Annotated in this window: 21 protein-coding genes and 1 riboswitch; of the genes, 9 read left to right on the top strand and 12 right to left on the bottom strand. The window is 54.3% G+C overall.

Annotated features, from left to right (window positions below; translation table 11 throughout):
- Nucleotides 1-40 precede the first annotated feature (40 nt).
- Nucleotides 41-358, bottom strand: coding sequence for a PTS lactose/cellobiose transporter subunit IIA (locus tag BZK41_RS25735; RefSeq protein WP_079940067.1), 318 nt, complete (start codon nucleotides 356-358; stop codon nucleotides 41-43).
- A 4-nt stretch (nucleotides 359-362) separates the two neighbouring features.
- Nucleotides 363-668, bottom strand: a complete 306-nt coding sequence (locus BZK41_RS25730; RefSeq protein ID WP_003033102.1) for a PTS sugar transporter subunit IIB — start codon at nucleotides 666-668, stop codon at nucleotides 363-365.
- 1,093 nt (nucleotides 669-1,761) lie between these two features.
- On the opposite strand from BZK41_RS25730, the gene cspG reads away from it, so the two are divergent.
- Nucleotides 1,762-1,974 carry a cold shock protein CspG gene (cspG, locus tag BZK41_RS25725; RefSeq protein WP_003033098.1) on the top strand — a complete coding sequence of 71 codons (213 nt, stop codon included), beginning with the start codon at nucleotides 1,762-1,764 and terminating at the stop codon, nucleotides 1,972-1,974.
- Between the two features lie 119 nt (nucleotides 1,975-2,093).
- Here the strand turns inward: cspG and thiH are convergent, their stop codons facing one another.
- From thiH to BZK41_RS25690, 7 genes are all read right to left on the bottom strand, one after another.
- Nucleotides 2,094-3,227 (bottom strand): 2-iminoacetate synthase ThiH, encoded by a 1,134-nt coding sequence (thiH, locus tag BZK41_RS25720; protein ID WP_079940066.1) that lies wholly within the window; start codon nucleotides 3,225-3,227, stop codon nucleotides 2,094-2,096.
- Nucleotides 3,224-3,994, bottom strand: coding sequence for a thiazole synthase (gene thiG, locus BZK41_RS25715; protein WP_079940065.1), 771 nt, complete (start codon nucleotides 3,992-3,994; stop codon nucleotides 3,224-3,226). The genes thiH and thiG overlap by 4 nt, the downstream gene beginning before the upstream one ends.
- Before the next feature lies 1 nt (nucleotide 3,995).
- The gene (gene thiS / locus BZK41_RS25710) at nucleotides 3,996-4,196 is read right to left on the bottom strand and encodes a sulfur carrier protein ThiS (RefSeq protein WP_079940064.1); all 201 of its coding nucleotides are present in this window, start codon (nucleotides 4,194-4,196) and stop codon (nucleotides 3,996-3,998) included.
- On the bottom strand, nucleotides 4,177-4,935 hold the full coding sequence (locus BZK41_RS25705) for a HesA/MoeB/ThiF family protein (protein ID WP_079940063.1): 759 nt from the start codon (nucleotides 4,933-4,935) through the stop codon (nucleotides 4,177-4,179). The genes thiS and BZK41_RS25705 overlap by 20 nt, the downstream gene beginning before the upstream one ends.
- Entirely contained in the window at nucleotides 4,928-5,563 is a 636-nt protein-coding gene (thiE, locus tag BZK41_RS25700; RefSeq protein WP_079940062.1) for a thiamine phosphate synthase, read from the bottom strand. Before thiE ends, BZK41_RS25705 begins: the two co-directional genes overlap by 8 nt.
- Nucleotides 5,563-7,461 (bottom strand): phosphomethylpyrimidine synthase ThiC, encoded by a 1,899-nt coding sequence (gene thiC, locus BZK41_RS25695; protein ID WP_079940061.1) that lies wholly within the window; start codon nucleotides 7,459-7,461, stop codon nucleotides 5,563-5,565. Before thiC ends, thiE begins: the two co-directional genes overlap by 1 nt.
- Before the next feature lie 83 nt (nucleotides 7,462-7,544).
- Nucleotides 7,545-7,667: riboswitch (TPP riboswitch) on the bottom strand.
- Nucleotides 7,668-7,717: 50 nt separating this feature from the next.
- Entirely contained in the window at nucleotides 7,718-8,206 is a 489-nt protein-coding gene (locus tag BZK41_RS25690) for an Rsd/AlgQ family anti-sigma factor (RefSeq protein ID WP_003826892.1), read from the bottom strand.
- 96 nt (nucleotides 8,207-8,302) lie between these two features.
- On the opposite strand from BZK41_RS25690, the gene nudC reads away from it, so the two are divergent.
- The 6 genes from nudC to BZK41_RS25660 all read left to right on the top strand — a co-directional run bounded on the left by nudC (nucleotide 8,303) and on the right by BZK41_RS25660 (nucleotide 12,668).
- Entirely contained in the window at nucleotides 8,303-9,076 is a 774-nt protein-coding gene (gene nudC / locus BZK41_RS25685) for an NAD(+) diphosphatase (protein ID WP_003033074.1), read from the top strand.
- Between the two features lie 50 nt (nucleotides 9,077-9,126).
- Nucleotides 9,127-10,191 (top strand): uroporphyrinogen decarboxylase, encoded by a 1,065-nt coding sequence (gene hemE / locus BZK41_RS25680; protein WP_003826889.1) that lies wholly within the window; start codon nucleotides 9,127-9,129, stop codon nucleotides 10,189-10,191.
- Nucleotides 10,192-10,200: 9 nt separating this feature from the next.
- Nucleotides 10,201-10,881 carry a deoxyribonuclease V gene (gene nfi / locus BZK41_RS25675; protein ID WP_079940060.1) on the top strand — a complete coding sequence of 227 codons (681 nt, stop codon included), beginning with the start codon at nucleotides 10,201-10,203 and terminating at the stop codon, nucleotides 10,879-10,881.
- Nucleotides 10,882-10,914: 33 nt separating this feature from the next.
- Nucleotides 10,915-11,505: a YjaG family protein gene (locus BZK41_RS25670; RefSeq protein ID WP_003842015.1), complete on the top strand. Its 591-nt coding sequence runs from the start codon at nucleotides 10,915-10,917 to the stop codon at nucleotides 11,503-11,505.
- A 186-nt stretch (nucleotides 11,506-11,691) separates the two neighbouring features.
- On the top strand, nucleotides 11,692-11,964 hold the full coding sequence (gene hupA, locus BZK41_RS25665; protein ID WP_001044509.1) for a nucleoid-associated protein HU-alpha: 273 nt from the start codon (nucleotides 11,692-11,694) through the stop codon (nucleotides 11,962-11,964).
- An 11-nt stretch (nucleotides 11,965-11,975) separates the two neighbouring features.
- The gene (locus tag BZK41_RS25660; protein ID WP_079940068.1) at nucleotides 11,976-12,668 is read left to right on the top strand and encodes a DUF1481 domain-containing protein; all 693 of its coding nucleotides are present in this window, start codon (nucleotides 11,976-11,978) and stop codon (nucleotides 12,666-12,668) included.
- Nucleotides 12,669-12,729: 61 nt separating this feature from the next.
- Here the strand turns inward: BZK41_RS25660 and zraP are convergent, their stop codons facing one another.
- Complete coding sequence (gene zraP, locus BZK41_RS25655; protein WP_079940059.1) at nucleotides 12,730-13,167, bottom strand: zinc resistance sensor/chaperone ZraP; 438 nt, start codon at nucleotides 13,165-13,167, stop codon at nucleotides 12,730-12,732.
- Nucleotides 13,168-13,431: 264 nt separating this feature from the next.
- Here zraP and zraS point away from each other — a divergent pair, with 264 nt between their 5' ends.
- On the top strand, nucleotides 13,432-14,817 hold the full coding sequence (gene zraS, locus BZK41_RS25645) for a two-component system sensor histidine kinase ZraS (RefSeq protein WP_079940057.1): 1,386 nt from the start codon (nucleotides 13,432-13,434) through the stop codon (nucleotides 14,815-14,817).
- A 5-nt stretch (nucleotides 14,818-14,822) separates the two neighbouring features.
- Nucleotides 14,823-16,148, top strand: a complete 1,326-nt coding sequence (gene zraR, locus BZK41_RS25640; protein ID WP_079935363.1) for a sigma-54-dependent response regulator transcription factor ZraR — start codon at nucleotides 14,823-14,825, stop codon at nucleotides 16,146-16,148.
- On the opposite strand, the gene purD is transcribed toward zraR, so the two are convergent.
- Together purD and purH are read right to left on the bottom strand one after the other, a co-directional pair.
- Nucleotides 16,145-17,434: a phosphoribosylamine--glycine ligase gene (gene purD / locus BZK41_RS25635; protein WP_079940056.1), complete on the bottom strand. Its 1,290-nt coding sequence runs from the start codon at nucleotides 17,432-17,434 to the stop codon at nucleotides 16,145-16,147. The genes zraR and purD overlap by 4 nt on opposite strands.
- Before the next feature lie 15 nt (nucleotides 17,435-17,449).
- A complete protein-coding gene (purH, locus tag BZK41_RS25630; protein WP_079940055.1) occupies nucleotides 17,450-19,039 on the bottom strand; it encodes a bifunctional phosphoribosylaminoimidazolecarboxamide formyltransferase/IMP cyclohydrolase in 1,590 nt (529 codons plus the stop codon).
- Nucleotides 19,040-19,384: the final 345 nt, after the last annotated feature.

Genomic DNA, 19,384 nt, shown 5'->3' with positions numbered 1-19,384 from the left:
GCGGTGCTTATCAGGCCTACGAAGCCATCAGGCTGTATCATTAATTTACCGGTGGTAACCGCCGATAAAGCTCAATCATATCGCCGGCCAGATCCTGAATCACCATGGCATTCATCAGGTGGTCCTGCGAATGGACGGTGATAAGATTAACCGGTAGTTTGCCAGTGCCTTCGTCAATACCGATCAGCTGGGTCTGGATTTTATGTGCTTGTTTGACGTACTCGCGTGATTCCTTCATCGCTTGTTCTGCTCCGGCGAAATCTCCTTTACGCGCCAGTTGCAATGCCGTCAGGGCCTGGCTGCGTGCAGCGCCAGCGTTGACCAATAATTCCATGATGATCGTTTCTAACTCTTCCATGCCATCACTCCAGTAGTTTCAGCGCTTTGTCCAGTACCGCATCGCCTTTCATCATGCCGTAATCCATCATATCGATAACGGCGACTTTTTTGCCTAGCGGGTCGGCGATCGCCTGTAGCTTGGCCTGTTCGTACTTAACCTGTGGGCCGAGCAAAACGATATCCGCTGTAGCGATATTCTCTTCAAACTCGGCCACCGGGACGGCTTTGATAGTGACGTCGACGCCTTTTTTCTGGGCGGCATCTTTCATCCTTTGCACCAGCATGCTGGTGGACATTCCGGCGGCACAGCATAAAACGATGTTTTTCATAAGCAGTCTCGATCAACATGTGTGGGGTGATAATTATCGCGAGCCAGCTATAGCAACAACTGCTTTGCAACGATTGTGTGCAAGGCATCACAAAGAAAGCCGCTTTTTCTGAAACCGGTTACAAAAAGAGGCCAAACTCTGCGATCTGGACCGGGGCTAGCGGCTTTTTGGCACACTTATCACATGCTGGAATATATAATTACTGTCAATAAAGACATGTTATAAAAAACAGTATTGACAGCGTTTTTTAAACCAGTATGTTAATACTTAACAGCGGAGAAATTGTAGTTTGCTGTTAACGTAGTAAGTGTTAGTAGAGCTTGATTGGGGTTTGCGATAAAGGCCACGAAGTATTTTTTGTATGGGATAGTCGATGTTGAAAACGCTATTTTTTCACCTCGACAATGCTTTCAGGCCACGTAGTTGATATATCTAATCGCAAAAAATCAGTAAAACGCGACGATGTAACGCCATGATTTAATAGTAAATGTTCGTGATTTCTTCTTTTTTGGTTATCACGAGGGAAATAAGGCAACGCATCAAAGAGTATATGTCGCGAGGGGAAGTGTACTTGTTTAGGTCACCAGCCTTGAGTTCTATTATCAAGCGGGTGGAATGTGTTTAACGGTAAATAGAGGAAAGCTTTAGTTAGTATCAATATCCAATATTATCTATAGTAAACGTGTACATTTTAAAGTAGTACCATCAGCAGTATTTAATCGTTAAGTTTATTAATGTTAAATTTGAAGTGTGTAGTAACGTAAAGCCCTGACTGCAATAGTCGGGGCTTTTGTTCATTGTAGATCAAGCTGTTATCCTGGATGCTTGGCCGCGATGGTTCAATATTGCATCACTCAGTGGGTATTAAAAAAATTAATGCTTGCTTAATGATTAGAAGTAGGGCTACTATAGCGGCATCGGTTTGGAACACAGACCTTATGCAAGCAGTTTTAGTAAAGCAGTTCTCAGTTCAAGCGTTATCCTCAGATACTCTTCTTCATGAGCCTCCTCCCTAAGTGCCCCATAAGTTAATTTCTGCAAAACAGGCCATCTTCGCTGCATAAGCGGCTCAAAAACATGAAAGGAAGTATCTATGTCTAACAAAATGACTGGTTTAGTAAAATGGTTTAACTCTGATAAAGGCTTCGGCTTTATCACTCCTCAGGACGGTAGCAAGGATGTGTTTGTGCATTTCTCTGCTATCCAGAGTAACGATTTTAAAACGTTAGACGAAGGTCAAAAGGTGGAGTTCTCCGTGGAGAATGGCGCTAAAGGCCCGTCTGCTGTTAACGTTGTCGCGCTGTAAACGCCGATAATTTCACGAACGCTTACGATAGCGATGAAGGCCAGAGCCTGAGCAGTTAAGTGCCAGTGAAGAAAAAACCCGCGAAAGCGGGTTTTTTTGTTTATGCGATCGCTCCTGAGTTACGGTAGCTGTGAAGCGCGCCCCAGATAGCTGTCCCAGTCTTTCCACACGGGCTGTAAACCCTGAGCCATGAGTGCTTCAGCAACGGCTTCTGGGCGACGATCGTCGTGCGGAGAGAACTGTTCCAGTTCGGGGTGGTTATCGGCATAACCACCGGGCTGGGTTTTTGAGAAGGCGCTGACGTTGTTGATCGCCAACGGGATCACATGGTCACGAAACCATGGCGATTCGCGGGTGGAGAGCGAAAGCTCGATTTCCGGCGCCAGTAAACGAAACGCACAAATGGTCTGGACCAACTGTCGCTCGTCCATGATTGATGCTGGCTCAACGCCTCCGGTGCATGGCCGCAGGCGAGGGAAGGAAATGGAGTAACGGCTCTGCCAGTAATGCTGCTGCATCCACAGCAGATGCTCAGCCACCATATAGCAATCAACTCGCCAACTGTCAGACAAACCAATTAACGCGCCAAGACCGATTTTGTCGATCCCTGCGCGGCCCAGCCTATCCGGCGTTTCCAGGCGCCAGAAGAAATCCTGCTTTTTCCCTTTTAAATGGTGACGAGCGTAAGTTGCCTCATGGTAGCTCTCCTGATACACCATCACGCCATCCAGCCCCAGCGTCTTCAGCTCTGCATATTCAGTCTCTGATAACGGCTGTACCTCCATCTGTAAAGAGGAGAACTGGCGGCGAATGGCAGGCAAATGGCGACGAAAGTAATCCATCCCCACTTTTGCCTGATGTTCACCGGTGACCAGCAGCAGATGCTCAAAACCCAGCTCACGGATAGCCGCACACTCCCGTGTTATCTCATCTTCGTCCAGCGTTTTGCGTTTGATACGGTTGCTCATCGAAAAACCGCAGTAGGTGCAGTCGTTGGCGCAAAGGTTGGAGAGATACAACGGCACGTAAAAGCTCACCGTGTTACCAAAACGCTGGCGGGTGAGCTTTTGCGCCCGCTGCGCCAGCGGCTCCAGATAGTCGGCTGCGGCAGGAGAGAGTAACGCCATCAGATCGTCGCGGCTAAGCTGCGAAGCCTTGAGCGCGCGCTCCACGTCAGCGGCGGTTTTACCGTTGATGCGCAGGCGGATGTCGTCCCAGTCCAGCTGTCGCCAGCGGTCGCTGAACGTTGTCATGCGAAGGCCTCCAGGAATCCGGTTAACGGGCTGGTGGCGCTGGCCTGAGAACTTTTGCTTCCTGGTACCGCCTGGCGTGCCAGCAAGCCAGCTTCAACGGCCAGACGGAAGGCGGTTGCCATCATCACCGGGCTGTCGGCGACCGCGATTGCCGTATTGACCAACACCGCGTCGGCGCCCATTTCCAGCGCCTGCGTGGCGTGGCTGGGGACGCCGATGCCTGCATCAACCACCACCGGCACGGTCGCCTGTTGGATAATAATCTCCAGCATCGCTTTGGTTTCCAGCCCCTGATTAGAGCCGATGGGCGCGCCGAGCGGCATCACCGCCGAACAGCCTACTTCTTCCAGCCGTTTGCACAACACCGGGTCAGCGCCACAGTAAGGCAGCACCACGAAGCCCTGTTTCACCAGTGCTTCTGCGGCTTTCAATGTTTCGATCGGATCGGGTAACAGCCAGCGGGCGTCCGGGTGGATTTCTAATTTCAGCCAGTTTGTGCCCAGCGCTTCCCGCGCCAGTTGGGCGGCAAAAATCGCCTCTTCAGCGGTTTTTGCCCCCGAAGTGTTGGGCAACAGCGTGACGCCAGCTTCTACCAGCGGCGCCAGGATAGCGTCGTTGTGCTGACGTAAATCCACGCGCTTCATGGCCAGCGTCACCAGTTGGCTGCCGGAGGCGCGAATCGCCTCGACCATCAGCTGCGATGAGGCAAATTTGCCGGTGCCGGTGAACAGATGCGAATCAAACGTTTTGTCGGCAATACTTAACATATCAACCCCCTGCAATAACCTGAAAAAGCAGGATCTGGTCGCCTTCCTGCACGATTTGCTGCTCCCACTGCTCGCGCGGCAGGATCTGCTGATTGAGTGCCAGCGCCGCACCCGGTTTAAGCTGATTAAGCGCAGTGAGCAGCCCGCTGACGGTTTGTCCTTCGGCGCACTGCATCGTCTCATCATTGAACTGAATCTGCATGTTGCCCTCCGCATACCGAGCAGCCGCTGGCACGTCGTAGCGCGAGGCTGCGCCACTGGCTGGTTTTACCGTCAAACAGGCGTAGCTCTCCGCTGGGCGTCTCGATACCGCTGAGCAATTTAATCGCTTCCAACGCCTGCAAGGTGCCCATCACGCCCACAACAGGTCCGACGATACCGGCGGTACGGCAGTTGCGTTCAGGCTCTACATCGTCCGGCCACAGGCAGCGATAACAGCCTTGTTCCCACGGGGGCGTCAGTACCATCAGTTGGCCGCCAAAGCCGACGGCGCTGGCGGTGATGAGCGGGGTGTCGAGTGTTACGCAGGCGGCGTTAATTTCCTGGCGCGTGGCCATGTTATCGGTACAGTCGAGCACTACATCGGCACGCGCTACCGCATGCCGGAGCGCATCGCCTTTCAGTCGCTGCTGGAGCGATACCAGTTCGATATCCGGGTTGAGCCGCGTCAGGCGCTGCTGGGCAACCTGCGATTTTGAACGCGCGATATCATCAGTGGTAAACAGTATCTGGCGCTGCAGATTGCTCAGATGAATGTCGTCATCGTCTACCAGCGTCAGTTTGCCGATGCCAGCTCCCGCCAGATACAGTGCAGCAGGCGAACCTAACCCGCCTAAACCGACAATCAGCACATGGCTATCGAGTAGCTTTTGCTGGCCTTCAATGGCGATGTCGCCGAGCAGGATCTGCCGGCTGTAACGCATAAAGTCGCGGTCATTCATCGCCCACTCCTGCGATATCCAGTAGTTGGGCCGTGGCGACCTGCCAGTCAGCCGCCTGGGTAATGGCGCTGACCACGGCAATGCTGCCTACACCGGTCGCCAGCACCGCCGGGGCGCGCTCAAGACTGATACCGCCAATGGCGACGGTCGGGTAATCCGCCAGTCGTTCAATATGGTTTGCAAGTTGCGTAAGCCCCTGCGGGGCGGAAGGCATCTGCTTGGTTTGCGTGGGGAAGACATGACCCAGCGCGATATAAGAAGGTTTAGCGGCGAGCGCGACGTCTATCTCCATATCATCGTGAGTGGACACCCCCAGGCGTAGCCCCGCCGCCTGAATCGCCTTCAGGTCGGTGGTTTCAAGGTCTTCCTGGCCCAGATGCACACCGTAAGCGCGGTGCTTAATTGCCAGACGCCAGTAGTCGTTGATAAACAGACGGGCGTTATAGCGACGCCCTAGCTCAATGGCGGCCATAACGTCGGCTTCGACCTCTTCATCACGCTTATCTTTAATGCGCAGTTGGATCGTGCGTACGCCCGCCTGCAACAGGCGTTCAATCCATTGCACGCTGTCCACCACCGGGTAAAGCCCGAGGCGGAACGGCACGGTTGGGAAATCAGGCTGGTACATTACGCCTCCTCTTTTTTGAGGTAGATTTCGCCGCCTTTGGCACGGAAGTTCTCCGACATATCCGCCATGCCGACTTCAATCGTTTGTGCGGCAGCGTAGTCGCGAACCTCCTGGCTGATTTTCATCGAGCAGAACTTCGGTCCGCACATGGAGCAGAAGTGGGCGACTTTGCCGGACTCCTGTGGCAGGGTTTCATCGTGGTAGGCACGGGCTGTGAACGGGTCGAGCGCGAGGTTAAACTGGTCTTCCCAGCGGAATTCGAAACGCGCTTTCGACATGGCGTTATCGCGGATCTGCGCGCCCGGATGACCTTTTGCTAAGTCAGCTGCGTGGGCGGCAATCTTGTAGGTAATCAGCCCTTGCTTCACATCTTCTTTGTTCGGCAGGCCGAGGTGCTCTTTTGGCGTGACGTAGCACAACATCGCGCAGCCAAACCAGCCGATCATCGCCGCACCGATCCCGGAAGTGAAGTGGTCGTAACCTGGCGCGATGTCGGTGGTCAATGGTCCTAAGGTGTAAAACGGTGCTTCATGGCAGTGCTCCAGCTCTTCGGTCATGTTGCGCTGGATCATATGCATGGGCACATGACCCGGGCCTTCAATCATCACCTGCACGTCGTATTCCCAGGCGATTTTGGTCAGCTCACCCAGCGTATGCAGCTCGGAGAACTGCGCTTCGTCGTTCGCATCCTGAATTGAACCCGGGCGCAGGCCGTCACCCAGCGACAAAGAGACGTCGTAAGCGGCGCAGATTTCGCAAATCTCGCGGAAATGTTCGTACAGGAAGTTCTCTTTGTGATGAGAAAGGCACCATTTCGCCATAATTGAACCGCCGCGTGAGACAATACCGGTCAGGCGTTTGGCGGTCATCGGCACGTAGCGCAGCAGCACGCCCGCGTGAATGGTGAAGTAGTCGACGCCCTGTTCGGCCTGCTCCAGCAGCGTGTCGCGGAAGGCTTCCCAGGTGAGATCTTCGGCGATCCCGTTGACCTTCTCCAGCGCCTGGTAGATCGGCACAGTACCGATCGGTACCGGACTGTTACGCAGGATCCACTCGCGGGTTTCGTGAATATAGCGGCCGGTGGAGAGATCCATCACCGTGTCCGCGCCCCAGCGCGTCGACCACACCAGTTTTTCTACCTCTTCTTCGATAGAGGAGGTGACGGCAGAGTTGCCGATGTTGGCGTTAACCTTCACCAGGAAGTTGCGACCGATAATCATCGGCTCGGATTCCGGGTGGTTGATGTTGGCAGGAATAATCGCGCGGCCCGCGGCCACTTCATCACGCACGAATTCCGGTGTGATGTTTTCCGGCAGGCGTGCGCCAAAGTTCATCCCCGGATGCTGGTGGCGAAGCACTTCACTGCGAATGCGCTCGCGGCCCATGTTTTCACGGATGGCGATGAACTCCATCTCCGGGGTCACTATTCCCTGACGGGCGTAGTGTAGCTGGGTGACACGCTTACCGGCTTTGGCGCGCTTTGGCGTCAGCAGGCCGGTGAAACGCAGTTCGTCCAGGCCATCGTCGGCCAGACGTTCTTTGGTATAAGCGGAACTACGGTCGTCTAATTCTTCGCTATCGTTACGTGCCGCAATCCACGCCTGGCGCAGTTTTGCCAGACCTTGCTGGACGTTAATCGCCACGTCAGGATCGCCATACGGCCCGGAGGTGTCGTATACCGGAACGGCTTCGTTCTCTTCGAACTGCGGGTTGTCTTTGCTACCGCCAGTCAGCGTCGGGCTGAGCTGAATTTCGCGCATCGGAATGCGGATATCCGGCTGCGAACCGGTAATATAAATGCGTTTTGAGTTAGGGAAGGCGGTCCCTTCCAGGGTATCGATAAAGTGTTGGGCTTGAGCGCGCTGTTCGCGGCGTGATGGTTTAGTAGTGGCAGACATAGCTCATTCCAAATAAAAGTAAGGATATGGCTTGTCAGACGACGGATGAAGCAAGAGAGAAGCTCGCCCGGGGGCGATGCTATTGCAGATTGACTCTTGTTCCCTTCGCAGGTTTTAACCTGATCAGGTTCCGCGGATCCCGAATTAACGGTCTCAGCCTTTTCCACTCATGCTGCTGTGGAAAATAAGCACTCCGACAAGAAGTAACCTCAGTAAAGAGGTAATGAATGTAAACTACGCGTTAATGCCGTAAATCTCAAGCATGACGTTTGAGAGTGCTACTCTCGTGCATCGCGTCAAATACCAGCATGATCAGCTTATCTTCCAGCACGAATCGGGCTTCTAGCGCTTCGCCGAGATCCGATAAAACCTGTTGAAATTCAAGGAAGTTATCATGATCAATCGCAGTTTCCAGGCTGGAGTCATAGTAGTCCATGATCAGCTGCGTATTGGCTTCCAGCAGCGGCCAAATTTTTGTGGCTTTTAAAAGCTGCCCGTTCCCTTCCAATTTATGGAGAATACGTTCATAAATACTGAAGTGTCCGGTGGAGAGGTAATCGACCAGGCTCTGACAAAAATCATCCAGCGCTTTTTCATTGAGTCGCATGTACGATTCTTTGCCAGGCTTAATGCCAACCAGATTGTAGTAAGCCACGAGCAGGTGCTTACGTACATGTAGCCAGCGATCAACCAGTTTATTACTTCCTCCGACGTGCTCCGTCAGGCTTTCCAGCTGGTTTAGCATGATTGACTCCGCAAGATGGTGTTTAGGAACTGCTCACCCGTAAATGTAAAAATAATGTAAACAACATGCCTGTGAAGCAAAGGTTGCGCAAGAGATATGGATCGTATAATTGAAAAATTAGATAGCGGCTGGTGGATCGTCAGTCATGAGCAAAAGTTATGGTTACCTCATGGCGAGCTACCTTATGGCGACGCAGCCCGTTTTGATCTGATTGGTCAGCGCGCGCTGCCAATAGGCGAGTGGGAAGGGGAGACTGTCTGGCTGGTGCAGCAGCAGCGTCGACACGATATGGGGTCGGTGCGCCAGGTCATTGACCAGGACGTTGGCCTGTTTCAACTGGCCGGACGCGGCGTACAGCTGGCAGAGTTCTATCGCTCGCATAAATTCTGCGGCTACTGCGGCCATCCCATGCACCCGAGTAAAACGGAGTGGGCGATGCTCTGTAGCCACTGCCGTGAACGTTATTACCCGCAAATTGCTCCCTGCATAATCGTCGCTATTCGCCGAGATGATTCCATCCTGCTTGCCCAACACGTTCGCCATCGTAACGGCGTGCATACCGTACTGGCGGGTTTTGTCGAAGTGGGCGAGACCCTGGAACAGGCGGTAGCGCGTGAAGTCATGGAAGAGAGCGGCATTAAGGTGAAAAACCTGCGCTATGTCACTTCTCAGCCATGGCCATTCCCGCAGTCTTTGATGACCGCATTTATGGCAGAGTATGATAGCGGCGAAATCGTCATCGACCCGAAAGAGCTGCTGGAAGCGAACTGGTATCGCTATGACGATTTACCGCTCTTGCCTCCGCCGGGTACTGTCGCGCGTCGATTGATTGAAGACACTGTGGCAATGTGTCGGGCTGAGTACGAGTAAAGAGCGAGTGGTGATACACTGACGGACTGACGCAATAAGGAACTGCAAAAATGACCGAACTGAAGAACGATCGTTATCTGCGTGCGCTGCTGCGCCAGCCCGTTGATGTCACTCCGGTATGGATGATGCGCCAGGCAGGCCGCTATCTACCGGAATACAAAGCTACCCGTGCCGAAGCGGGTGATTTTATGGCGCTGTGCAAAAATGCCGAGCTGGCCTGCGAAGTCACGCTGCAGCCGCTGCGTCGCTATAAACTTGATGCCGCGATCCTCTTCTCGGATATCCTGACGATCCCGGATGCGATGGGACTCGGGCTGTATTTTGAAGCAGGAGAAGGTCCACGCTTCACCTCTCCGATTACCAGCAAGGCTGACGTCGACAAACTGCCGATCCCTGACCCGGAAGATGGGCTGGGGTACGTGATGAACGCGGTGCGCACTATCCGCCGTGAACTGAAAGGCGAAGTGCCGCTGATCGGCTTCTCCGGTAGCCCGTGGACGCTGGCGACCTACATGGTTGAAGGCGGCAGCAGCAAAGCCTTCACCGTGATTAAAAAGATGATGTACGCCGATCCTAAAGCGCTGCATCTGCTGCTTGATAAGCTGGCGAAGAGCGTCACGCTGTACCTGAACGCGCAGATCAAAGCGGGCGCGCAGTCGGTGATGATTTTCGATACCTGGGGGGGCGTGCTGACCGGTCGCGACTATCAGCAGTTCTCCCTGTATTACATGCACAAAATCGTCGATGGCCTGCTGCGCGAGAACGAAGGTCGTCGTGTACCGGTGACCCTGTTTACCAAAGGCGGTGGTCAGTGGCTGGAAGCGATGGCGGAAACCGGCTGTGATGCGTTAGGTCTCGACTGGACCACTGACATTGCCGATGCGCGTCGTCGTGTTGGTCATAAAGTGGCGCTACAGGGCAATATGGATCCGTCCATGCTGTATGCGCCGCCAGCCCGCATCGAAGAAGAGGTGGCGACAATTCTGGCTGGATTTGGTCAGGGTGAAGGGCATGTCTTTAACCTGGGCCACGGCATTCATCAGGACGTACCGCCAGAACATGCGGGTGTCTTTGTGGAGGCGGTACATCGGTTGTCCGAACAGTACCACCGCTAAGGAGTCATCATGGATCTCGCGTCATTACGCGCGCAGCAGCTTGAACTGGCCTCTTCAGTGATCCGCGAGGATCGTCTGAAGAACGATCCGCCGGATCTGATCGGTGGGGCGGACGTTGGGTTTGAGCAGGGTGGCGAAGTGACGCGAGCCGCAATGGTCTTACTGAAGTATCCCACGCTTGAACTGGTCGAATACAAGGTGGCGCGTATCGCCACCACCATGCCCTACATTCCTGGTTTTCTCTCCTTTCGTGAAACTCCCGCGCTGATGGCCGCCTGGCAACTGCTCTCGCACAAGCCAGATCTGCTGTTCGTTGACGGGCATGGCATTTCTCACCCGCGCCGTCTGGGCGTGGCCAGCCATTTTGGCCTGCTGGTGGACGTCCCAACGATTGGTGTGGCGAAAAAACGGTTGTGCGGCAAGTTTGAGCCGCTCGCTGCCGAGCCTGGAGCGTTAGCGCCGTTGCTGGATAAAGGCGAACAGCTGGCATGGGTCTGGCGCAGCAAAGCGCGCTGTAACCCGCTGTTTATTTCTACGGGCCACCGCGTGAGTATGGACAGCGCACTGGCATGGGTTCAACGCTGTATGAACGGCTATCGTTTGCCGGAACCAACACGCTGGGCAGATGCGGTGGCATCCGAACGCCCGGCTTTTACTCGGCTTGCAGCAAAAACGCCCCATATCGGGTAAACTGCGGCTAATTTCCGTATTTGAGAACTCATCATGTTACAAAATCCGATTCACCTGCGTCTGGAGAAGCTGGAAAGCTGGCAGCACGTCACGTTTATGGCCTGTCTGTGCGAACGCATGTACCCGAACTACGCCATGTTCTGCAAGCAAACTGAATTTGGCGATGGACAGATTTACCGCCGAATTCTGGATCTGATTTGGGAAGCGCTGACGGTTAAAGACGCGAAAATCAATTTCGACAGTCAGCTGGAAAAGTTTGAAGAGGCCATTCCTTCTGCAGATGATTACGATCTGTACGGCGTTTATCCGGCGATTGATGCCTGTGTGGCATTAAGCGAACTGATGCATTCGCGTCTTAGCGGTGAAACGCTGGAGCATGCAATCGAAGTGAGTAAGGCTTCGATTACGACGGTTGCGATGCTGGAAATGACTCAGGCTGGTCGCGAAATGACCGATGAAGAGCTCAAAGAGAACCCTGCCGTTGAGCAAGAATGGGATATTCAGTGGGAAATTTTCCGACTTTTAGCCGACTGTGAAGAACGCGATATTGAGCTGATAAAAGGGCTGCGTGCAGACCTGCGCGAGGCTGGTGAGAGCAATATTGGTATAAATTTTCAGCAATGACACCACAAAACGTGATTTAACGCCTGATTTGTCGTGCCTGAAGGCTTCCCATCCGCCCCCGGTCTGGTCTACATTTGGGGGGCGAAAAAAAGTGGCTATCGGTGCGTGTATGCAGGAGAGTGCTTTTCTGGCATTTCCGTCGCACTCGATGCTTAGCAAGCGATAAACACATTGTAAGGATAACTTATGAACAAGACTCAACTGATTGATGTAATTGCAGACAAAGCAGAACTGTCTAAAACACAGGCTAAAGCTGCTCTGGAATCCACTCTGGCTGCTATTACTGAGTCTCTGAAAGAAGGCGATGCTGTACAACTGGTTGGTTTCGGTACCTTCAAAGTGAACCACCGTGCTGAGCGCACTGGCCGCAACCCGCAGACCGGTAAAGAAATCAAAATCGCCGCAGCTAACGTACCGGCATTTGTTTCTGGTAAAGCACTGAAAGACGCGGTTAAGTAATTCGCGTGGCAGTGAACAGTTTTAACGAAGGGGCGGTTTCGCCCCTTTTGTCCATCTGGCGTCATACGCTTTGGCTTTCAGGTGTTCTGTTACTGTCTGCCTGCGGTAGCCATTCTGAGCTTCCTCCGTTCACGGCCAGCGGCTATGTTGGCGATCAGGGGGCGGTACGTATTTGGCGTAAAGACTCCGGTGACGATGTTCACTTACTCTCGGTATTTAGTCCGTGGCGTAAAGGCGAAACCACTACCAGTGAATACCGCTGGCAGGGTGATTCGCTCTCTCTGATAGAACTCAACGTTTACAGTAAACCGGCTGAACATGTCCGTATACGCTTCGATGACCGGGGCGAACTGAGCTTCATGCAGCGTGAAGTCGACGGGCAAAAGCAGCAGCTTTCCAGCGATCAAATCGCGCTTTACCGCTATCGCGCCGATCAAATTCGCCAGACCAGCGATGCGCTGCGTCAGGGACGGGTGATATTGCGTCAGGGACGTTGGCATGCGGATAACACAGTCACAACCTGTGAAGGTGAAACGCTGAATCCAGACCTGGAGTCGTGGGCGATAAACCATATCGAGCGCCGCCAGAGACATTCATCCGTAGAGGTGAGTGTGGCATGGCTGGAAGCGCCCGAAGGGTCGCAGCTACTGCTGGTCGCCAATGAAGATTTTTGTCACTGGCAGCCTACAGCCAAAACTTTCTGAAAACCTGAAGACAGGTAGCCAGCAGGCCTGAACCGTATAGCGTCATCAGGCATTAAGTCTTTTACCAGTGACCCATTCCCATATGGCCGCCGCCGCGATGGCCACCGCCGCATCCGCCGTAGCCCATTCCCGCGCCACGTGGCACGCCAGCCTGCGCCATTGCGACATCGCGTTTAACGCGCTGCTCGTCCAGAGACTGATTCAACGCTTCCATCTCTTTTGCTACAGCATTAATTTTTGCCGTGTCCGGTGAGCTGGCTGTTAATAGTGCATTGTACTCATAACGTTTGGATGTCAGCTGTTGACGCAACGCGCTGGTCTGGGAATAGTAATCATCATAGATTTTCTGCGCGGCAGCCTGCTGCTCAGCGGTCATTGGCGTACCGCCCCGTTGCTGCATTCCGTCGCCATATCCCCAGTGATTCTGCGCCAGTACCGGAGTGGAGCCCAGTGCGATAAGAGAAAGTGCAATCAGTGCCAGTTTGTTGTTCCGTTTCATCGTTCGTTCTCCTGTTGGTTAGCTTACATTCCCTTTTGCATCTTCCGTGCCAAAGCGGCAATCCCAGCGCTGCGGGCGTTGTACCCGCCGTCTTTGCAGGGAAACGAGTAAAAATGACTCGCCAGAACGCGCCTGCGAGTCATTTTTACCCGTTACTTTCAGCTGTTTGTGTCTGAGGGCAGGGTTATCAGGGGGAAAAAATGGCATGATTTCTGCTGTATACCTGCAACGATGAAAGGAACAAGCGGGGTGAAGGGAGAGCGTATGCGTCTTTATAAGGATACGGTGGCAAAGTGGTTGAGCCGACTCTTGCTGGCGGCAATCCTGATATTGGTCGGCTGGTTTTCGATTATGACTATTCGGGACTATGGGCGGGAAAGTGGCGCCGCACGTCAAACGCTACTGGAAAAAGGCAGTGTGCTCATTCGCGCTCTGGAGTCTGGTACGCGCGTAGGTATGGGGATGCGCATGCATCATGCTCAGCAGCAGACGCTACTGGAGGAAATGGCTGTACAGCCTGGCGTGCTATGGTTTGCCGTCGTCGATGAGCATGGTGTCATTATTACCCACAGCAATTCCGCGATGGTTGGTAAAACGCTCTATTCATCGGATGTCCTGCGACAGCTTAGTCCTGGGGAACAAGAAAGCTGGCGGAATATTGAGATCCCGGAGGGAGACGGTGAAAAAACGCCAGCCCTGGAAATTTACCGCCAGTTTCAGCCAATGTATGGTCCAGGACGCCACGGCATGGCGCGCTGCGCCAGCAATGACGGGCAGCTTATTACCCCAGCACAAACCATATTTATCGCCTTTGATGCCAGTGATCTCACCGCGACTCAGGCAAGAGAGTGGCGTAACACCCTGATAGTCCTCTCTGCGCTGGCGGCTGTGTTGCTGGCCACCGTGCTGACGTTCTTCTGGTATCAGCGCTATCAGCGCTCGTACAAAGAACTCCAGGATGCGATGAAGCGTAAAGAAAAACTGTTAGCGCTCGGGCACCTTGCGGCTGGAGTGGCGCATGAAATTCGTAACCCGCTTTCATCGATCAAAGGGTTAGCGAAGTATTTTGCCGAGCGAACCCCGGCAGGAGGCGAGTCGCACGAGCTGGCGCAGGTGATGGCGAAAGAGGCGGATCGTTTAAATCGGGTGGTGAGCGAGTTGCTGGAGCTGGTGAAACCTGCGCATCTGACACTGCAACAGGTGAATCTTAATGAGGTCATCACCCACTCATTACACCTGGTGAGTCAGGATGCGGCAAGCCGGGAAATCCAGCTCCGCTTTTCGGCCACTCCTACGCTCCCCGCTATTCAGGCCGATCCCGACCGACTGACCCAGGTTTTGTTGAATCTGTATCTGAACGCCATTCATGCGATTGGTCGTCAGGGTACGATCACGGTTGAAGCGAGTGAAAGCAGCGGCGATCGCGTTAAAATCGTGGTTACCGATAGCGGGAAGGGAATTGCAGCGGAACAGCTGGAGGCCATTTTTACGCCTTACTTTACGACCAAAGCTGACGGAACCGGTCTCGGGCTGGCGGTAGTGCAGAACATTATCGAACAGCATGGTGGCACCATTCAGGTGGCAAGCGTTGAGGGCAAAGGTGCGACCTTTACCCTTTGGCTGCCGACCAAAGCGAAACAACAGGATTAACAAGGATGACGCGCGGAAAAATCAATATTCTGGTAGTCGATGACGATATCAGCCATTGCACCATTTTACAGGCGCTGTTGCGCGGCTGGGGTTATGAGGTCGCGCTGGCCTATAGCGGGCGAGCGGCGCTGGAACAGGTGCGCGAACGCGTATTTGATTTAGTGCTGTGTGATGTACGCATGGCGGAGATGGACGGCATCGCAACGCTGAAAGAGATTAAAGCGCTGAATCCGGCGATTCCGGTCTTGATCATGACGGCGTTCTCCAGCGTAGAGACCGCCGTCGAGGCGCTTAAAACCGGGGCGCTGGACTACTTAATCAAACCACTGGATTTTGACCGTCTGCAGGAGACGCTGGAAAAGGCGCTGGCGCATACGCGGGAAACGGGCGCTGAACTGCCATCGGCGTCGGCTGCGCAGTTTGGCATGATTGGCAGCAGTCCGGCGATGCAGAAGTTGCTCAATGAAATCGCGATGGTTGCGCCCTCGGATGCCACGGTGCTCATTCACGGAGACTCCGGCACGGGTAAAGAGTTGGTGGCCCGGGCGCTGCATGCCAGCAGCGCCCGTCGCGATAAACCGCTGGTGACGCTCAACTGCGCGGCGCTTAATGAATCGCTGCTGGAGTCCGAACTTTTTGGTCACGAGAAAGGGGCGTTTACCGGGGCGGATAAACGGCGGGAAGGGCGCTTTGTGGAAGCCGATGGCGGCACGTTATTTCTTGATGAAATCGGTGATATTTCACCGCTGATGCAGGTGCGCCTGCTGCGGGCTATCCAGGAACGAGAAGTGCAGCGCGTTGGTAGCAATCAGACTATTGCGGTTGATGTCCGGCTAATCGCCGCTACGCATCGCGATCTTGCGGAAGAAGTCAGCGCCGGGCGCTTTCGTCAGGATCTCTATTATCGCCTGAACGTCGTCACCATTGAAATGCCAGCGCTGTGCCAGCGCCGGGAAGATATTCCGCTGTTAGCCGAACATTTTCTCCAGCGTTTTGCCGCGCGTAACCGCAAAGCGGTGAAAGGCTTTACTCCACAGGCGATGGATCTGCTGATTCACTACGACTGGCCGGGCAATATTCGTGAGCTGGAAAATGCGATTGAGCGCTCGGTGGTACTGCTGACGGGGGAATATATTTCCGAGCGTGAGCTGCCGATGGCGATTGCCGCGACGCCGATAAAAACGGAATTCAGTGGCGAGATCCAACCGCTGGTGGATGTCGAAAAAGAGGTGATTCTGGCGGCGCTGGAAAAAACGGGCGGCAATAAAACGGAAGCCGCCCGTCAGTTAGGTATTACGCGTAAAACGCTGCTGGCGAAAATTTCGCGTTAGCGTTGCTCGCGTTCAATGGCGCGCCAGCCAATGTCGTTACGGCTGAAGCTGCCATCCCAGCGGATGTCGGTCATCAGGGCGTAAGCGCGTTTCTGCGCTTCAGCCACGGTATTGCCCAGGGCGGTGGCGCACAGCACGCGGCCGCCGCTGGTCAGCACGCGATCGTCGTCAGCGAGTGTAGTGCCTGCATGGAACACTTTTCCGTCTTCTACTTCTTCCAGCGGCAGACCGTGGATCTCATCACCGGTGTTGTAGTTGCCTGGATAACCTCCGGCGGCAATGACGACACCCAGCGAGGCGCGTTCGTCCCACTCGGAGTTTTTCTCATCCAGCTTGCCGTCGCAGGCGGCCAGGCAAAGCTCCACCAGGTCCGATTTCATGCGCAGCATGATCGGCTGGGTTTCCGGATCGCCAAAGCGGCAGTTGAACTCGATAACCTTCGGATTGCCCTGCTTGTCGATCATCAGGCCCGCATACAGGAAGCCAGTGTAGGTATTCCCTTCCGCCGCCATGCCTTTTACGGTTGGCCAAATGATGCGTTCCATGGTGCGCTGGTGCACTTCATCAGTCACCACCGGAGCCGGTGAGTATGCGCCCATACCGCCTGTGTTTGGGCCGGTATCACCGTTACCTACGCGTTTGTGGTCCTGGCTGGTGGCCATCGGCAGCACGTGCTCGCCGTCGACCATCACGATAAAGCTCGCTTCTTCGCCGTCGAGGAACTCTTCGATAACAATGCGGTGGCCCGCATCGCCAAAAGCGTTTCCTGCCAGCATGTCATGAACGGCGGCTTCGGCTTCTTCCTGCGTCATCGCCACGATAACGCCTTTACCGGCAGCCAGACCGTCGGCTTTGATAACAATCGGCGCGCCTTTCTCACGCAGATAGGCCAGTGCTGGCTCAATCTCAGTGAAGTTCTGATATTCCGCGGTCGGGATATGATGACGGGCGAGGAAATCTTTGGTGAAGGCTTTGGAGCCTTCCAGTTGTGCAGCACCTTCGGTTGGGCCGAAAATTTTCAGACCGGCGGCGCGGAAAGCATCGACTACGCCAATTACCAGCGGCGCTTCCGGACCAACGATGGTCAGATCGATCTTCTCGTTCTGGGCAAAGCTCAGCAGTGCAGGAATATCGGTTACCGCGATAGCCACGTTTTGCAGTGCAGGTTCCAGTGCGGTGCCCGCGTTACCCGGTGCAACAAAAACGGTATCGACCAGCGGCGACTGTGCCGCTTTCCAGGCCAGGGCGTGCTCGCGCCCGCCGTTGCCAATCACTAATACTTTCATCGTCTGCTCCGTGGATTAATGGCGGAAGTGGCGCATGTCGGTAAAGATCATCGCGATACCGTGTTCATCGGCAGCGGCAATGACTTCGTCATCACGGATAGAACCACCTGGCTGGATAACGCAGCTCACGCCAACGGCGGCAGCGGCATCAATACCATCGCGGAACGGGAAGAAGGCGTCAGAGGCCATGGCGGAGCCTTTTACTTCCAGACCTTCATCGGCGGCTTTAATCCCAGCGATTTTCGCGGAGTACACGCGGCTCATCTGGCCGGCTCCTATGCCGATAGTCATGTTCTCTTTGGCATAAACAATGGCGTTGGATTTCACGAACTTCGCCACTTTCCAGCAGAACAGCGCATCGCGCAGTTCTTGTTCGGTCGGCTGGCGTTTAGACACCACGCGCAGTTCGCTTTCGCTCACCATACCCAGATCCCTGTCCTGAACCAGCAGGCCGCCGTTAACGCGTTTGAAGTCCAGGCCCGGTACACGTTGTGCCCACTGGCCGCAGGTCAGAACGCGAACGTTCTGTTTGGCGGCGGTGATTTTCAGTGCGTCTTCGGTTGCGGACGGGGCGATGATCACTTCCACGAACTGACGGGAGATAATTGCCTGTGCGGTTTCGGCATCCAGTTCCCGGTTGAAAGCGATGATGCCGCCGAACGCGGAAGTCGGGTCGGTTTTATAGGCGCGGTCGTACGCGTCCAGAATAGAGGTACTTACCGCTACGCCACACGGGTTAGCGTGCTTAACGATCACACAGGCTGGCTCGCTGAACTCTTTCACGCACTCCAGCGCCGCGTCGGTATCGGCGATATTGTTGTAGGAAAGCGCTTTGCCCTGTACCTGCTGTGCGGTGGCAACGGACGCTTCTTTAACATTCTCTTCTATATAGAAGGCAGCCTGCTGGTGGCTGTTCTCGCCGTAGCGCATATCCTGCTTCTTAATGAAGTTCAGGTTCAGAGTACGCGGGAAACGACCGGCGGCTTCTTTGCTCTCACCGTGGTAAGCCGGAACCATGCTGCCGAAGTAGTTGGCAATCATGCTGTCGTAGGCGGCGGTGTGTTCGAAGGCTTTAATCGCGAGGTCAAAGCGGGTTTCCAGAGTCAGGGAGCCTTCGTTGGCATCCATCTCTTTAATAATGGTGTCGTAGTCGCAGCTCTTCACAACGATCGCTACGTCTTTATGGTTCTTGGCTGCGGAACGCACCATGGTCGGGCCGCCGATATCAATGTTCTCTACCGCATCTTCCAGCGAGCAACCTTCGCGTGCCACGGTTTCGGCAAATGGGTAAAGGTTAACGACAACCATATCGATAGGGGCGATGCCGTGCTGTTCCATAATTCCGTCATCCTGACCGCGACGACCAAGAATGCCGCCGTGGACTTTCGGATGCAGGGTCTTCACGCGTCCATCCATCATTTCCGGGAAGCCGGTGTAATCGGAAACTTCGGTCACTGGCAGACCTTTCTCCGCTAACAGGCGCGCAGTGCCACCTGTAGACAGCAGCTCCACACCGCGTGCGGAAAGTGCCTGAGCGAATTCGATGATACCGGCCTTGTCAGAAACACTGAGCAGAGCGCGGCGGACTGGACGACGTTGTTGCATGGTAAATCCCCTGGATTTGACTATTACAGAGAGCGTTAGGTGAATTCTTGGCTAAAAACTCAGCTAACGCCCCTTACGGGGCATCCTTGTTGTGCGGGGGCATTGTAACGAAAACGTTTGCGCAACGCTCGCGAATTTTTAATTTTCGATTTTGACCTCTTCTTTTTCTGTTGAAAGAGGCTGATATAACGAGAGGATCGTAGAAACGATCGTGTGGTTTGTGGATAACTCTGTGCGTAAATGGGTATAAGGCGGGGTTTTGCTGTGGAATGCAGCAGTCAGTCATTTTTCTGTCATTTAAGGGTTGCGGGCCACAGGAAACTCCCTATAATGCGCCTCCATCGA

Origin of the sequence: Citrobacter sp. A316 (assembly GCF_002042945.1) — a bacterium.
In the GTDB taxonomy this organism is placed as follows: domain Bacteria; phylum Pseudomonadota; class Gammaproteobacteria; order Enterobacterales; family Enterobacteriaceae; genus Citrobacter; species Citrobacter portucalensis.
The sequence above is the reverse complement of the archived record's forward strand: the minus strand, read 5'-3'. Positions and strand labels throughout refer to the sequence as shown.